Below are 13,212 nucleotides of genomic sequence, written 5' to 3'. Positions count from 1 at the left end.
TAAGACCGGCCCGGCCGTCGGTTCAGATAATGTTCGACGCCGACGACCTCGCGGAGATCCGCGAGGCCCGCGAGGACTGGGAAGACGAGACCGTCGGGCCCACGGTCGAGCGGTTCGGCGAGCGCAAAGCGGAGTTCACCACCGACACCGGCGGCCAAGACGTGAAACGGCTGTACACGCCCGACGACGTCGCCGAGCTCGACTACGAGGAGGATCTTGGCTTCCCCGGCGAGGAGCCGTACACCCGCGGTCCGTACTCGACGATGCACCGCGGCCGGCTCTGGACCATGCGCCAGTACGCCGGGTTCGGCACGCCCGAGGAGACCAACGAGCGCTTCGAGTACCTCATCGAGAACGGCTCGTCGGGGCTGTCGATGGCGTTCGACCTGCCGACCCAGATGGGGTACGACTCGGACGCCGACATGGCGGCCGGCGAGGTCGGCAAGTCCGGGGTCGCGATCGACTCGCTCCGGGACATGGAGACCGTCTTCGACGGCATCCCGCTCGACGAGGTCTCGACGTCGATGACGATCAACGCGCCCGCGTCGGTCCTGCTGGCGATGTACATCGCGGTCGGCGACAAGCAGGGCGTCGACCGCGAGGAGCTTCGGGGCACGATCCAGAACGACCTCCTGAAAGAGTACATCGCGCGCAACACCTACATCTACCCGCCCGAGCCCTCGATGCGGATCATCACCGACATCTTCGAGTTCTGCGCGGCCGAGACCCCGAAGTTCAACACTATCTCGATCTCGGGCTACCACGTCCGGGAGGCGGGCGCGACCGCCGCCCAGGAGCTCGCGTTCACCCTCGGCAACGGCATCGAGTACGTCGAGGCGGCCCTCGACGCCGGACTCGACGTCGACGAGTTCGCCCCCCAGCTCTCCTTTTTCTTCAACGCCCACAACAACATCCTCGAAGAGGTCGCGAAGTTCCGGGCGGCCCGGCGGATGTGGGCGACGATCATGGACGAGCGCTTCGACGCCCAGAACCCCAAGTCCAAACAGCTCAAGTTCCACACCCAGACCGCGGGCTCGACCCTGACCGCCCAGCAGGTCGACAACAACATCGTCCGGGTGGCCTATCAGGCGCTGGCGGCGGTGCTCGGGGGGACCCAGAGCCTCCACACCAACGGCAAAGACGAGGCGCTCGCGCTCCCGACCGAAGAGAGCGTCCGGACCGCCTTGCGGACCCAACAGATCCTCGCCCACGAGTCGGGGGCGGCCGACACCATCGACCCGCTGGCGGGGAGCTACTACGTCGAGAGCCTGACCGACGACGTCGAGGCCGAGGCGTTCGACATCCTCGACACCGTCGACCAGAAAGGCGGGATGCGCCGGGCGATCGAGGACCAGTGGGTCCAGCGCCAGATCCAGGACGTCGCCTACGAGCGCCAACGCGAGATCGAGGAGAAAGAGCGGGTCATCGTCGGCGTCAACGAGTTCGAGGTCGACGAGGAGCCCGAGGTCGACATCCAGGAGGTCACCGAGGAGGAAGAACAGAAGCAGATCGACCGGCTGAACGAGGTGAAAGCCGACCGCGACGACGAGGCGGTCGAGGCCGCGCTCGCGGCGCTCCGCGAGGCCGCCGAGGGCGAGGACAACCTCATGCCGTACATCGTCGACGCGGTCAAGGCGTACGCGACCGTCGGCGAGGTCTGCAACGTGCTCCGGGAGACGTTCGGCGAGTACCAGCCCGGCGCCGCGATCTGATCCGGGCCGATCGGTGCGGCCGACCGACCGCGAGGCCCCGTCTCAGAGCAGTTCGACCAGCGCGTCGACGTCCTCGGCCGTGTTGAAGACGTGGGTCGACGCCCGGACCGCCCCGTCGGGGTACGGCAGGTCCCGAATCCGCACCCCGTCGTCGGCGTACTCCTCGACCAGCGCCTCGGCGTCGGCGCCGTCGACCCGGAAGGTGACGAGCCCCGACTCGTACTCGCGGGGGCTCAGCAGTTCGACGCCGTCGGCGTCGACGATCCCCGCCTTCAGCCGGTCGGTGAGCTCCTCGATGCGGGCCTCTATGGTGTCGTAGCCGATCTCCTCGACGATCTCGATCGACTCGGCGAGCCCGGCGTACGGCGCGGGCGAGACCGTCCCGACTTCGAGTCGGTTCGCGCCCGGTTCGTAGGCGTACGCCTCGGCGTTGGGGTCCTCGACGCTCCGATACCCGATGTGTGCGGGGTCGAGGTGGCGCTCGGCGCCCTCCCGAACGTAGAGAAAGCCCGCGCCGAACGGGCCGAGCAACCACTTGTGGCCCGCGCCCGCCACGAAGTCCGCGCCCCACTCGGTCACGTCGGTCTCCATCTGGCCCGGACACTGGACGGCGTCGACGAGCACGAGCGCGCCGGCGTCGTGGGCGAGTTCGACGATCTCCTCGACCGGCAGGAGCGTGCCGTGGGTCCAGGTCAGCGAACTCAGACAGACGAGGTCGGCGTCCGCGATCGCGTCGGCGGCCGCGTCGAGGTCGATCCGTCCGGCCTCGCTGTCGAGCACCTCGACTTCGACGCCCCGGCGCGCGAGTCGCTTCCACGGCAGGATGCCCGAGGAGTGTTCGAGGTCGGTCCGGACCACCGTGTCGCCGGGCTCCCAGTCGAGCGCGGCCGCGATCCGATTGATCCCGTCGGTCGTGCTCTGGGTGAGCGCGATCTCCTCGACGGTCGCGCCGAGGTGGTCGGCGACGACCTCGCGAGTCTCGTCTAACACCTCGAAAGCCGCGGGGTAGGCGCCCTCCGCGGCGGGCGCCTCGTACTCCTGATGTTCGAGACAGTCCTCGACGGCGTCGACAACCCGGGCGGGGCTCGGGCTCGCCGCCCCCGTGTTCATGTAGATCGTTCGGTCGAGCGCGGGGATGTCAGCGCGGAGATCGGTCGGCTCCATGGTCGTCGGCACGGCCGACGGTCTGATAAAGACTGTCGAAGCGACAACTGCGGGCGCCCCGGATCACCGGAGTTATCTCCGAGCGAGCCGAGCCATCGGCCATGCGCTTTGACCACGCCGGCATCGCGACCGACGACGCGGCCGGGCTCGCCGAACTGTACGCCGACCTGTTCGACGCGCCGGTGGCCCACGAGGAGAAGTTCGACGGGCTTCGGGTCGTCTTCCTCGAACTCGGCGAGGGCTACTTCGAGTTGCTCGAACCGATCGAGGACGGCACTATCGCGCGCTACCTCGACGCGAACGGGCCGGGGCTCCACCACCTCGCGCTCGCCACCGAGGACGTCGCGGCCGCGCTCGACGCCGCCCGCGACCACGGCGTCGACCTGATCGACGAGGAGCCCCGCCCCGGCGCGTGGGGCCACGACGTCGCGTTCCTCCACCCGAAGTCGACCGGGGGGGCGCTGATCGAGTTCGTCGAGCACTGAGAGTCCCCCGACGCGCGCGCCGCCCCGACGCGTCGGCTCCCCTGCGAGTGGCTCCCATAGTCTTAACTGCTCCGACCGGGACCGAGAGGGTAGATGACCGACGAAACACTGCGGTTAGACGACATGACGTGGACGGAAGTCGAGGCGGCGCTCGAAGACGGGACCCGGACCGCTGTCGTGGCGGTCGGCTCCATCGAGCAACACGGCCCGCACCTGCCCCTCCGGATGGACACCATCGCGGGCGAGGCCGTCACCGAGCGCATCGCCGCGAAGCTCGGCGACGCGCTCGCCGCGCCCCCGATCCAGCCCGGCTGTTCGGGCCACCACATGTCGTTTCCCGGCACGATCACGATCCCGCCCGAGACGCTGATGGACCTGATCGAGTCGTACTGCCGGTCGCTCGACGAGCACGGCTTCGAGTGCATCGCGCTCGTGCCGACCCACGGCGGGAACTTCGGGCCGGTCAACACCGTCGCGCCAGAACTCGCCCGCGAACTCGACGCGACGATCGTGACGCTCGCGGACCTCGAGGAGAACATGGCGCTGATGAACGAGGGGATGGCCGAGGCGGGCGTCGACTACGAGGAGCCGTCGATCCACGCCGGCGCGGCCGAGACCGCGGTCGTGCTGGCGGTCGAGGAGGGACTGGTGCGAACCGACGCCCTCGAACCCGGCGCGGAGGGCGAGATCTCGGCGGCCCGGATGATCAACGGGGGGTTCGAGGCGGTCACCGAGAACGGCGTCCTCGGCGACCCCCGCGAGGGGACCGCCGAGGCGGGCGAGGCGATCGTCGAGCGGATGGCGAGCGCCTACGCCGACCAGATCGAGGCCGCGCGCGATCTGGACTGATCGAGAGACGGCCCGTGGCGTCCCCACGCCCGCCGCCCGGGCTCAGGGCGCGGGTCCGAAGTTCTCGGTCTTGGCGCCCTCGGTCGAGCGGCCCGCGGCGTCGAGCGCGGCGGTCGCCTCGTCGAGGAAGTCCGCGAACCCGTAGACGAACACCTGTCCGACGCTGTTTGCGAGCAGGCCGACGACCTCCTCGCCCGAGACGTCGTCGGTGATCGCGACCGTCGCGCCGGCCGCCGAGAGGCCGGCGAGTCGCGCCTCGTGGACCGGGTCGTCGTCCTGGTAGACCACGACCACCTCGCCGCCCTCGGCGGTCGCGCGCTCGCCGATCCCGACCGCCGGGCCGATGCCGGGCCCGCCGGCGAGGACCACGACGCGCTGTTCGCCCTCGTAGTAGGCGTCGCCGAACGGGCCGGCGATCTCGATCGTCGCGCCGGCGTCGAGGCCCGCGAGGTGGGGCCCGAGTGTCCCCTCGGGGTCGACCTCGACGGTCACCTCGAAGGTGTCGTCGGCGCCCGCTTCGCCCGCGGCGCTCCCGGGCGAGGAGAGCGTGTAGTGGCGCGCGACCTGCTCGCCGTCGACGGTCGCGCCGACCTGCACGAACTGGCCCGGGTGAGCCGCGAAGCCGTCGGGGGTTTCGATCGTCAGCGCGACCGTGTCCGAGCCGACCGACTCGACCGACCGAACCGCGACTGCTGTGCCGTCCATGGTCGTGGTTGCGCGGGGACGACTAAAGGCCCTGCGACCCGCGGATTCGGGGCCGGGCGGCGCGGCGGCGCGATCGGCGAAACGTGCGGGCGAGCCGACAACACCGGGAGATACCGGAACGCGTCGCCGGAATCTCGACGCCTCGCACGACCGACAGCCCGGTAGAACGACGACGGGCGCTTCAGAAGGCTTTTGATTTGGGGTGGGTTACGGCCTAGCTAGGAATGCCAGACGACCTGAACTGGGCCATCGGCGGCGAGGCTGGCGATGGCATCGACTCGACGGGGAAAATCTTCGCGCAAGCGCTCTCGCGAGCGGGCCGACACGTCTTCACATCGAAAGACTTCGCGTCCCGCATCCGTGGGGGGTACACCGCGTACAAAATCCGGAGTTCGACCGACCGCGTCGAGAGCGTCGTGGACCGCCTCGACATTCTCGTCGCGCTGACCGAGCGCACCATCGACGAGAACCTCGACGAACTCCACGAGGGAAGCGTCATCATCTACGACGGCGAGCGCACCGAGATGCAGGACGTCGAGGTGCCCGAGGGCATGATCGGACTCGACGTGCCGCTCCAGCGCCTCGCCGAGGAGGCCGGCGGCGCGATCATGCAGAACATCGTCGCGCTCGGGGCGGCCTGCGAGGTGACGAACTTCCCGATCGAGAACCTCGACTCCGCCCTCGAGAAGAAGTTCGGGAGCAAGGGCGAGTCCATCGTGGACAACAACAAGGAGGCCGCCCGGAAGGGTCAGGAGTTCGTGGCCGACGAGTACGACCACGAGTTCGACTACGACCTCGACACCACCGACAACGACTACGTCCTGCTGAACGGCGACGAGGCCATCGGCATGGGCGCGATCGCGGCGGGCTGTCGGTTCTACGCCGGCTACCCGATCACGCCCGCGACCGACGTGATGGAGTATCTGACCGGCCGCATCAACCAGTTCGGCGGCGAGGTCGTCCAGGCCGAGGACGAACTGTCGGCGATCAACATGGCGCTCGGCGCGGCCCGAGCGGGCGCGCGCTCGATGACCGCCACGTCCGGTCCGGGCATCGACCTGATGACCGAGACGTTCGGACTCGTCGCCCAGAGCGAGACGCCGCTTGTCATCTGTGACGTGATGCGGTCGGGTCCCTCGACCGGGATGCCGACAAAGCAAGAGCAGGGCGACCTCAACATGGCCCTCTACGGGGGCCACGGCGAGATCCCGCGGTTCGTGGTCGCGCCGACCAACATCGCGGAGTGTTTCCACAAGACGGTCGAGGCGTTCAACCTCGCCGAGAAGTATCAGACGCCCGTCTTCCTGATCGCCGACCTCTCGATGGCGGTCACCGAGCAGACGTTCGAGCCCGACGAGTTCGACATGGACGCCGTCGAGATCGACCGCGGGAAGGTCGTCGACGAGGACGAAATCGAGGCCTGGACCGACGAGCAAGACCGGTTCCAGCCCCACTTCTCGACCGCCGACGGCATCAGCCCGCGGGCGTTCCCCGGCACCGACGGCGCCGCCCACATGTCGACGGGTCTCGAACACAACTCGCTTGGCCGCCGGACCGAGGACACCGATGTCCGGGTCGAACAGGTCGACAAGCGCAACCGGAAGGTCGAGACCGCCCGCGAGCGCGAGGACTGGGACGTCCGGGAGTTCGGCGACCCCGACGCCGACAACCTCGTCATCTCGTGGGGGTCGAACGAGGGCGCGTTGCGCGAGGCCCTCGAATTCCTCGACGAAGAGGACATCGACGTGCGATTCATCTCCGTGCCGTACATCTTCCCGCGGCCCGACCTGACCGAGGACATCGAGGCCGCCGACGAGGTCATCGTCGTCGAGTGTAACGAGACCGGCCAGTTCGCCGACGTGCTCGAACACGACGCGCTGACCCGGCTCAAGCGGGTCAACAAGTACAACGGCGTCAGGTTCAAGGCCGACGAACTCGCAGACGAGATCAGAGCGAAACTCAGCGCGGAGGAGGTTACAGCATGAGCTCAGACGTACGCTTCACCGACTTCAAATCCGACAAGCAGCCGACGTGGTGCCCCGGGTGCGGGGACTTCGGCACGATGAACGGCATGATGAAGGCGCTGGCCGAGACCGGCAACAGCCCCGACGACACGTTCGTCGTGGCGGGCATCGGCTGTTCCGGCAAGATCGGCACCTTCATGCACAGCTACGCGCTCCACGGCGTCCACGGGCGGGCGCTTCCGGTGGGGACGGGCGTCAAACTCGCCAACCCCGACCTCGAAGTGATGGTCGCGGGCGGCGACGGCGACGGCTACTCCATCGGCGCGGGCCACTTCATCCACGCGGTCCGCCGGAACGTCGACATGACCTACGTGGTGATGGACAACCGCATCTACGGCCTGACCAAGGGTCAGGCGTCGCCGACCTCCCGCGAGGACTTCGAGACCTCGACGACCCCCGAGGGCCCCAAACAGCCGCCGGTCAACCCCCTCGCGCTGGCGCTGTCGGCGGGCGGGAGCTTCATCGCCCAGTCGTTCTCGACCGACGCCCAGCGACACACCGAGATCGTCAAGCAGGCCATCGAGCACGACGGGTTCGGCTTCGTGAACGTCTTCAGCCCGTGCGTGACGTTCAACGACGTCGACACCTACGACTACTTCAGAGACTCCATCGTGGACCTCGACGAGACCGACCACGACCCGACCGACCGCGACGCGGCCAAGGACAAGATCCTCGACGCCGACAAGGAGTATCAGGGCATCCTCTACCAGAACGAACAGAGCGTCCCCTACTCGGAACTCCACGGCCTCGACAGCAACATGTCCGAGATCCCCGACGGCGCGCCCGACGGCGCGACCGACCTCGTCCGCGAGTTCTACTGAGCGTTCCCGTCTCGTTCTCGCCCGGCGTCGCGTTTTTCGATCTTCGCCCCCGGAGAGCCAAGGCTTAACCGCCGTGCGGCCTCACTCGCCGGTATGCAGCGCACCGAGGTGAGCGGTCGTGGCCGATAGCGCGCGAATCCTGCAGACGCTCGTGGTTCTTGCCGGGCTGGCGGTCGCGGTGGGGATCGGGTGGGTCCTGTTCGTGTTCGTCCCCGACGGGAACCTCGCGAGGCTCCTCGGGGTCGTGTTCGCGGTCCTCGCGGGCGTCCTCGGCGCGCGGGCCGCGAGCGGCTTGGCCGCCAGCGCGTTCGCCGACTACGACGTGGCGGAGGTGGCCGTCGAGGGGCCGATCACCCGCGACGGCGGGGGCGGCCGGCTCCCGACGACGCCCGGCGGGACGCCCGCCGACGACATCGTCGACCAGATCGAGGCCGCCGACGACGACGAGGCGGCCCGCGCGCTCGTCCTGAAGCTCAACACCCCCGGCGGCGAGGTCGTCCCGAGCGACGACATCCGGATCGCGGCCGAGCGCTTCGACGGGCCGACGGTCGCCTACGCCACCGACACCTGCGCCAGCGGCGGCTACTGGATCGCCAGCGGGTGCGACGAGATCTACGCCCGGGAGGGAAGCGTCGTCGGGAGCATCGGCGTCATCGGCTCGCGGATCAACGCCGCCGGGATGGCCGACAAGCTCGGGCTGGAGTACGAGCGGCTCGCCGCCGGCGAGTACAAGGACGCCGGCACGTCGCTCAAGGAGATGACCGACGACGAGCGCGAGTACCTCCAGGGGCTCATCGACGGCTACTACGAGGAGTTCGTCGATCGGGTGACCGACGGCCGGCAGCTCAGCGACGAGCAGGTCCGTGACACCGAGGCCCGGGTGTATCTGGGCGAGGACGCGCTGAGCATCGGGCTGGTCGACGAACTCGGCACGAAACGCGAGGTGAAAGACCGACTCGCGGATCGGCTCGACGAAGACGAGATCGAGGTCCGGGCGTTCGAGCCCGAGAAGAACGTGATGGAGCGGCTCCGGGGCGGCTCGCAGGCGGTGGCGTACGCGCTCGGGGCGGGCGTCGCGAGCGCGCTCGCGGGCGAGGACGGCTCTCGGGTGGACGGCTTCGAGTTCGAACTCCGGTGACTGCCCCGGCGGCTGGCGGTCAGGCTCGCGAGGGCGCGAGCAGCGACCGGAGGTGCGGGAGCTCGTTTGCGTCCCCGTCGATCCACTCGGCCAGCGAGGCGTGGCGCCGGTTCCGGACCGTCCGGGTCCGGGCGTCGTAGTCGATCGCGCCGGCGGCTGCGAGTCTGGGGAGGTGGTTGTGGTGGAGTTCGATGGTGACGGTCCGGCGGTGAGCGGACGTGTCGGTTCCGGCCGCGTCGTCCCACTCGCACTCCCGGCAGACGACCCGATCGGCCAGCTCGTCGAGGCCGAGGACGGTCCGGTCGGCCTCGTCGAGACAGTAGAGCACGTACCGACACCGGCGGTTCGCGAGCAGTCTCAGCAGGTCGTCGAGCGACGGTCCGTTCACTGGCGGTCCCCCGTTTCGGCCGCAGGAATTATTTCCAAGTTAATCATGCAGATGGAAACGTCTGACGTTCTTTGCAGTGTACTTCAGACGACAGTATAAGTCCATTGGCTACGAGATCGGCGTACTGGACTCTGAACTGCTACCGATCGTCACCGACATCCGTGACCGTCCGGACCGCGGCCGTCCCGGCGGTCACGCCGTCGAGTACGCGAAAAAGCGGTCGTCGAACCACCGATCGCGCTACTTGAACCGGAACGTCTCTAAGTTCTTGGGCGCGAACGTCCGCATGTTGAACTCGTGGTACAGCGCCGACGAGAGGTCCTGGGTCGACGACTCGTCGCCGTGGACACACAGCACTTTCTCCGGGCGGGGGCTCATCGTCTTCACGAAGTTCATCAGGCCCTGTCGGTCGGCGTGGCCCGAGAAGCCGTCGACGGTCTCGACGTCGAGTTCGAGTTTCAGGGACCCGTTCCGGCCGCCCCGACCGCGACCGCCGCTCCGGTTCATCGGAATCTCGTCCCACCCGTTCTGGATCCGCCGGCCCAGCGTCCCCTGAGCCTGGTAGCCGACGAACACCATGCGGTTGTCGGGGTCGCCGCCGAGGTGGTCGAGCCACGACATGATCGGGCCGCCGGTGACCATCCCGGACGTCGAGAGGACGATGCACTGATCGCCGTCGGCGACCTCGCGGCGCTCCTCCTCGCCGCCGTCGATGTGGTTGAACTGGTCGGCGAGGAACGGGTTCTCGTCCTCGTGGAAGATCCGGTCTCGCAGGTCGTCCCGGAGGTACTCGGGATAGGTGGTGTGGATCGCGGTCGCCTCCCAGATCATGCCGTCGAGGTGGACCGGCATCTCGGGGATGTCGCCGGTCCGCATCGCCTCTTCGAGTACGAGCATCATCTCCTGGGACCGCCCGACAGCGAACGCCGGGATGACGACCTTCCCGCCGCGCTCGTAGGTCTCGTTGATGACTTCCTTGAGCCGGCGCTCGGAGTCCTCCTGGTCGGTCTGGTAGTCGTTGCGGCCGCCGTAGGTCGACTCGAAGATGAGCGCCTCGACCCGCGGGAAGTCGTTGACCGCGCCGTTGAACAGCCGGGTGTCGTCGTAGTGGATGTCACCCGAGAACGCGACGTTGTAGAGGCCGTCGCCGATGTGGAAGTGACACACCGCGCTCCCGAGGATGTGACCGGCGTTGTGGAGGGTGAGCTTCACGTCGGGCGCGATGTCGGTCACGTCGCCGTACTCCAGCGGGATGGTGTGTTTGATCGCCTCCCGGACCATCTCGGACTCGTAGGGCGGCGCGCGGCCTTCCTTGGCCGCGACGTCGAGGTAGTCCAACTGGAGCAGTCCCATCAGGTCCCGGGTGGGCTCGGTGGTGTAGATCGGGCCGTCGTACCCGTACTTGAACAGGAGGGGGATGAGCGCCGAGTGGTCGAGGTGGGCGTGGGTGAGCACGACGGCGTCGATGGTGTTTGCGCCCGCCCCGAGCGCCTCCTCGACCTGAAGGTAGGGCACCTCGCCCTCGGCGCCGGGCTTGTCGCCGCAGTCGACGAGGATGCGGGTCTCGGGCGTCGAGAGGATGAACGAGGCGCGTCCGACTTCCCGACAGCACCCGAGGGTGGTCACGCGGACGTACTCGTCGTCGGACATCTCCTCGCGGTGGATCTGTCGGCCCACCTTCTCCAGGATGTCGCGCCGCTCGTCGCGCTCCTGTTTCAGGAAGTTCCGGACGTTCGAGACCGTCGAGGACTCGATCGGCGGCGTCCGGACGACCTCGGGCGTCCACCCGACCTCCTGGGTGATCTCCCGGAGCGTCGAGCCGTGCTTGCCGATGACCATCCCGGGCTTTTCGGCCTCGATGACGACCTCGCCCGTGTCGACGTGGAAGTCGAGGTCGGTCACGCCGGCCTCGTCGGGGATGACGTCGAGCACGTCGTCGCGGGCTCGGTCGGGCCGCGAGAGCACGTCCGGGTCCGGCCGGACGGTGATTCGCTTGCGGAGCTGGCTCGCGAGCTGTCGGATGAGGTCGCCGTTCCGCGCGAACTTCTTGGGATCGCGGGTGTAGACGACCAGCTCTGGCCCCTCGTACTTCACGTCCGAGACCGAGATGTCGCTCGGTAGCTCGCTCTTTATCTCTTCTCGCAGTTCTTCGAGTTGCTGGTCTACGTTACTCATAGTGGCAAAAGTCGGCTTCGTCGGTGGTGCGGTGTCGGCGCTCGGCGCGCGGCCGAGTCCGGCGTCTACGGTCCCGGCGACCGACCGGTGTCGGTCCCGAGCGGGCTATCGGTTGTAATGCCCGTGTCGATACGGTCGCAAAACCGTGACGACTACGACGTAGAGTACAGCGAAGCATAGATCTCGCTTCTCCGCGGGGTGAAGCTCGCGCGAGTGCGCGAGCGTTCGCGTCCCCGGCGGGACTGCCGCGGACCGGACGCTCATTCGGGGACGCAGGAAAACCCGCTTAGTCGGTATTAGTCGCCGATGTTATAAAAGCCTTCTCAAAACGCACACGCCCAAGGCCCGCGAGCGCGTCCGCCCGGTATGCGACTCACTCCGGAGACCGTCGCCGACGAGTACCGCTGGGTGCGCGAGCGGGCCGCCGTCGTGGTCCCGCTGGTGAACGAGGTGCGGGCCGACCTCGCCGACCGCTTCGACGCCGACGTCGGCGAGGTGACCGCCGGGACCTACCGCCGAGAGGTCGACGCCGTCTTCGCCGACGGCGACCTCGCGGTCAACGTCGCGGCTCTGGTCGCGATCCTCCGGGCCCTCGACGTCGAGGGCGACTACCCGGGGTTCGTGGTCGACGAGTTTCTCGGCCGGCGGCTCGCCGGAACGATCGCCGGGGCCCAGCCGCTCGGCCTGCTCGGCGAGGCGACGTTCCACGTCGCCGACGTGCTCGTCCACCGCGACCCCGACGCGGAAGCCGCCGGCCTCGACGACCTCGACGCCGCCCTCGCGGCGGGGTTCCAGACGCGGCTCCCGGGATGGAACTGGACCGCCGCCGAGAGCCCGTTCGCCGTCGCGGACCGTCCCGACGGCGAGTAGTCGCGCGGCGTCGACGCAGGACGTCCGGTGGGGTGTCGCTATCGTCCCGTCCGGCGCGGCGTCGCTACCGCTCGTCTCCTGGCGCGTCGCTCACGGCTCGACGTCGACGGGCCGCGTCGACTGTAGCCACGCGTCGGCCCCGTCCTCGGCCTCGATCACGTAGACCGGGCCCGCGTCCGGATCGTAGTCGGTGTAGGCGGTGTAGTTCGTCTCGTGGCGGTCGTTGTAGCGACCCCAGCGGTTCGGCGTCGTGTACTTCTGGGTGGTGTCGTTCATCGAGTATCGGTAGGGCGCGCTCGACGGTCAGTCGCTCGATTCGTCCCAGCGGGTCCGGCAGGCGGGCGAGCAGAAGAGGTAGAGGACCACCGCTCCCGACTCGCCGATCCGCGTCGCGACCGGATGGCGCTCGGCGTCGTCGATCGGCTCGTCACAGACAGCACAGACGTGGGCGCGATCGGCGTCGGGGGCCGGCGCCTCGCGGCGACAGGCCTCCGCGATCGACTCGTCACTCATCGACCGGCGCCGGGGCGTCCGGACGCCGCGCGTCGCCGCCGACCGCGACCGCGACCTCGACGCCGCGGGTCGGGGAGACGGTTACGTCGCAGTCGGCGAACGCGAACGAGACCTCGATCTCGTCGCCGCCGCGTGCGTGGTTCGGAGCGCGTGCCACGATCGCCGCCAGCGCGTCGGGGTCGACCGTGTCGTAGAGCGGCGGCAGTGCGTTCGGGTCGCGGCCGGTCGCGTCGGCGACGGCGTTCACGATTCGGACGGGGACCGAGTCGGCGGCGGTGTCGTGGATGGGCTCGTTCATGGTGATTCTATCCGATACGAGGGGCGCTACCTCCCTATTTCTGGGGCGTCAGTGTATACGCCCGCAGGGG

Annotated in this window: 14 protein-coding genes; 7 read left to right on the top strand and 7 right to left on the bottom strand. The window is 68.7% G+C overall.

Annotation, left to right across the window (positions count from 1 at the left end; genetic code table 11):
• Window positions 1–29 precede the first annotated feature (29 nt).
• Window positions 30–1,712, top strand: a complete 1,683-nt coding sequence (locus EPY72_RS04605; RefSeq protein ID WP_134669302.1) for an acyl-CoA mutase large subunit family protein — start codon at window positions 30–32, stop codon at window positions 1,710–1,712.
• 42 nt (window positions 1,713–1,754) lie between these two features.
• Here EPY72_RS04605 and EPY72_RS04600 read toward each other — a convergent pair whose 3' ends face one another.
• Window positions 1,755–2,876: an aminotransferase class V-fold PLP-dependent enzyme gene (locus EPY72_RS04600; protein WP_135805708.1), complete on the bottom strand. Its 1,122-nt coding sequence runs from the start codon at window positions 2,874–2,876 to the stop codon at window positions 1,755–1,757.
• A 101-nt stretch (window positions 2,877–2,977) separates the two neighbouring features.
• Between EPY72_RS04600 and mce the strand changes: the two genes are divergently transcribed.
• Both mce and EPY72_RS04590 read left to right on the top strand, forming a co-directional pair.
• Window positions 2,978–3,361, top strand: coding sequence for a methylmalonyl-CoA epimerase (mce, locus tag EPY72_RS04595; protein WP_135805707.1), 384 nt, complete (start codon window positions 2,978–2,980; stop codon window positions 3,359–3,361).
• Window positions 3,362–3,454: 93 nt separating this feature from the next.
• On the top strand, window positions 3,455–4,210 hold the full coding sequence (locus tag EPY72_RS04590) for a creatininase family protein (protein ID WP_135805706.1): 756 nt from the start codon (window positions 3,455–3,457) through the stop codon (window positions 4,208–4,210).
• Between the two features lie 42 nt (window positions 4,211–4,252).
• Here the strand turns inward: EPY72_RS04590 and EPY72_RS04585 are convergent, their stop codons facing one another.
• Window positions 4,253–4,915 carry an FAD-dependent oxidoreductase gene (locus tag EPY72_RS04585; RefSeq protein ID WP_135805705.1) on the bottom strand — a complete coding sequence of 221 codons (663 nt, stop codon included), beginning with the start codon at window positions 4,913–4,915 and terminating at the stop codon, window positions 4,253–4,255.
• A 224-nt stretch (window positions 4,916–5,139) separates the two neighbouring features.
• Here EPY72_RS04585 and EPY72_RS04580 point away from each other — a divergent pair, with 224 nt between their 5' ends.
• The 3 genes from EPY72_RS04580 to sppA all read left to right on the top strand — a co-directional run bounded on the left by EPY72_RS04580 (window position 5,140) and on the right by sppA (window position 8,898).
• A complete protein-coding gene (locus EPY72_RS04580; RefSeq protein ID WP_135805704.1) occupies window positions 5,140–6,900 on the top strand; it encodes a 2-oxoacid:acceptor oxidoreductase subunit alpha in 1,761 nt (586 codons plus the stop codon).
• Window positions 6,897–7,760, top strand: a complete 864-nt coding sequence (locus EPY72_RS04575) for a 2-oxoacid:ferredoxin oxidoreductase subunit beta (RefSeq protein WP_134669292.1) — start codon at window positions 6,897–6,899, stop codon at window positions 7,758–7,760. Before EPY72_RS04580 ends, EPY72_RS04575 begins: the two co-directional genes overlap by 4 nt.
• A gap of 118 nt (window positions 7,761–7,878) precedes the next feature.
• Window positions 7,879–8,898, top strand: coding sequence for a signal peptide peptidase SppA (gene sppA, locus EPY72_RS04570; RefSeq protein ID WP_135805703.1), 1,020 nt, complete (start codon window positions 7,879–7,881; stop codon window positions 8,896–8,898).
• A 19-nt stretch (window positions 8,899–8,917) separates the two neighbouring features.
• Here the strand turns inward: sppA and EPY72_RS04565 are convergent, their stop codons facing one another.
• Together EPY72_RS04565 and EPY72_RS04560 are read right to left on the bottom strand one after the other, a co-directional pair.
• The gene (locus tag EPY72_RS04565) at window positions 8,918–9,286 is read right to left on the bottom strand and encodes a DUF7344 domain-containing protein (protein WP_134669288.1); all 369 of its coding nucleotides are present in this window, start codon (window positions 9,284–9,286) and stop codon (window positions 8,918–8,920) included.
• Between the two features lie 240 nt (window positions 9,287–9,526).
• The gene (locus EPY72_RS04560) at window positions 9,527–11,461 is read right to left on the bottom strand and encodes a beta-CASP ribonuclease aCPSF1 (protein WP_134669287.1); all 1,935 of its coding nucleotides are present in this window, start codon (window positions 11,459–11,461) and stop codon (window positions 9,527–9,529) included.
• A 366-nt stretch (window positions 11,462–11,827) separates the two neighbouring features.
• On the opposite strand from EPY72_RS04560, the gene EPY72_RS04555 reads away from it, so the two are divergent.
• The gene (locus EPY72_RS04555; protein WP_134669285.1) at window positions 11,828–12,331 is read left to right on the top strand and encodes a DUF7984 family protein; all 504 of its coding nucleotides are present in this window, start codon (window positions 11,828–11,830) and stop codon (window positions 12,329–12,331) included.
• Between the two features lie 90 nt (window positions 12,332–12,421).
• Here the strand turns inward: EPY72_RS04555 and EPY72_RS04550 are convergent, their stop codons facing one another.
• From EPY72_RS04550 to EPY72_RS04540, 3 genes are read right to left on the bottom strand one after another with little or no spacing between them, the layout of a single operon-like run.
• The gene (locus tag EPY72_RS04550) at window positions 12,422–12,607 is read right to left on the bottom strand and encodes a hypothetical protein (RefSeq protein WP_134669283.1); all 186 of its coding nucleotides are present in this window, start codon (window positions 12,605–12,607) and stop codon (window positions 12,422–12,424) included.
• Window positions 12,608–12,634: 27 nt separating this feature from the next.
• Complete coding sequence (locus EPY72_RS04545) at window positions 12,635–12,844, bottom strand: DUF7576 family protein (protein ID WP_134669282.1); 210 nt, start codon at window positions 12,842–12,844, stop codon at window positions 12,635–12,637.
• Window positions 12,837–13,142, bottom strand: a complete 306-nt coding sequence (locus EPY72_RS04540; protein ID WP_134669280.1) for a HalOD1 output domain-containing protein — start codon at window positions 13,140–13,142, stop codon at window positions 12,837–12,839. Before EPY72_RS04540 ends, EPY72_RS04545 begins: the two co-directional genes overlap by 8 nt.
• Between the last annotated feature and the right edge of the window lie 70 nt (window positions 13,143–13,212).

It is taken from the genome of Halorussus marinus (assembly GCF_004765795.1).
Classification (GTDB): Archaea; Halobacteriota; Halobacteria; order Halobacteriales; family Haladaptataceae; genus Halorussus; species Halorussus marinus.
The sequence above is the reverse complement of the archived record's forward strand: the minus strand, read 5'-3'. Positions and strand labels throughout refer to the sequence as shown.